The sequence below is a fragment of the Streptomyces sp. NPDC051172 genome (assembly GCF_040682555.1).
Classification (GTDB): Bacteria; Actinomycetota; Actinomycetes; order Streptomycetales; family Streptomycetaceae; genus Streptomyces.
Genome location: NZ_JBFBBE010000295.1, coordinates 1 through 1,987 on the forward strand (window position 1 = coordinate 1; position 1,987 = coordinate 1,987).

A 1,987-nucleotide genomic window follows, 5' to 3' on the forward strand; every position below is an offset into this window, starting at 1 on the left:
GCCATTGGTAGTTGGAGGCGCGGTGCCCTTGCAGGCCCGGTTCCTCCGTCCCCTTTCAATCCGTGCGTGCGGTTTTCCCGCACACGGCTTACCGATGATCTTCTTGACAGGGTTACGCAGCCTTCGGATAGCGAATGGTGCCACGTAGTCGATACAGGCCGTGCCCGTTGAACCACTCTTCCGTCCATTCCCGCCGCTGACCACTCCGTAGGTTGCGCCCGCGTTTCTTGACCATCAGTCTGCGAAGTCGCCACACCACGTATCTGTCAGCATTCTGGAATTTCTCAGCGGCATTCCCGGTTCGGAAGTAGTTGCCCCAGCCGCGCAGGATCGGATTCAAATCCGCGATCACATCACGGATATCCCACCCCGACCGACGGCGGTCGGTCCGTTCCCGGACCTTTGCCCGGAGTCTCTTCATCGCCACCTTCGACGGCCAGCGGTGCAGGTAGAAGCGGACCTGGCCGTACCTCTCCCACACCTTGCCCGAAAAGCGAGCTCTGAAGTGGCAGCCGAGGAAGTCGAGCCCTTCCCGGCCCTCTCTGAGGTCAACAACCTTCGTTTTATCCGGGTGTAGTTGCAGCCCCAGCGAGCCGAGGATCTCCCCGACCGCATCCAGGGCAACTCTGGCCTGGCGAGCCGAACGGCACAGGACGACTCCGTCGTCCGCGTACCGCACCAGCTCCCCAACCCCTCGCCGCATCAGCTCGGAGTCCAGAACATGCAGGTAGATGTTGGCCAGCAAAGGCGAGATCACCCCGCCCTGAGGTGTCCCGGCGACCGTCCGCCGAACCTCACCGTCCACCATCACGCCCGCCTGCAACCACAGACGGACCAGCTTGAGAACCCTGCGGTCCGATACCCGGCGCCCCACTTCGGCGAGAAGCCGATCGTGGTCGATCTCGTCGAAGAAGCTCCGAATGTCGAATTCGACAACAAAGTGTCGGCCCTTGATGAAGCCGACTCGAAGCCGCTCCATCGCCTGCGTCGCCGACCGTTTCGGACGGAATCCATACGAGCACGAAGAGAACCCCGCCTCGAACACCGGCTCCATAACGATCTTCGCCGCCTGCTGGGCTACTCTGTCGCGGACAGCAGGAATCCCCAGCGGCCTTATGCCGCCCTGCGGTTTCGGTACATCCACACGCCTGGCGGGCGCGGGACGATATGTGCCTGCACGCAGAGAATTCTGGAGTTCACCGAGCATCCGCCCGACTCCGTATTCCTTCTCCACGAATGCAAGGGTGACCCGATCCACCCCTGCACTTCCTCCATTGGCCCGGACCCGTTCCCACGCCTCCCACAGCACATCACCTCTGTGGATACGGTCATACAGGGCATGGAAACGCCGCTCCGGAGACTGCTTGGCCGCAGTCCATAGCCCGCGTTGAAGTTTTCGCACTTTCGAGACGGACGCATGCCCGTCCACTACGACGGGGGTTGCCCCGTCGGGGTTGTTGGACCGGGCGGTCCCGGCCATGCCCTCGCGCTTACCCTCGCTCCGGACGTGATCAAAGTGGGGGTCCTTCCCTCCTGGCGCGTTATGTTGCACGCCGATCAGCGGTACTACGGCCCCCTCGGACTCCCGCTGCCCTCCGGACGACTTCACCATCGGCTTATACGTCCGGTCTCTTGCCCGATGCCAGGCGTGGTCAGACGGGTCTCTCCTGTTCCGGCCCAGACTGTGCACACGTGCCGCCCTCCGTACCCCGGAAGAACCCCAGAGGCTGACCCCGGAACAGGGCCTCCAGGACATGGCCTTCGCCCAGTCATGAGGGGCTCGGCTTCTCCGCTTTGACTCTGACGAGGCTGCAAGGTTCGCTTCACGCTACGGCCCGCGTGCTTGCTCCCTCCAAAGAGGCTCTTGACATCCCGCTCAGCCCGCCGCGTCTCCACGACGAACCGGGACCTGCTACCGGGCACTCCGGTGTCTACCCGGACGGGACTCCCACCCGCGAGCCTGGACCAGCTTGCAGGACGCAACATG

1 protein-coding gene is annotated in these 1,987 nt (G+C 63.5%); it reads right to left on the minus strand.

All coding sequences use genetic code 11. From position 1 onward, the window contains the following. Positions 1–112 precede the first annotated feature (112 nt). Positions 113–1,756 (minus strand): group II intron reverse transcriptase/maturase, encoded by a 1,644-nt coding sequence (gene ltrA, locus AB0N07_RS50470; RefSeq protein ID WP_365847671.1) that lies wholly within the window; start codon positions 1,754–1,756, stop codon positions 113–115. Positions 1,757–1,987 lie beyond the last annotated feature (231 nt).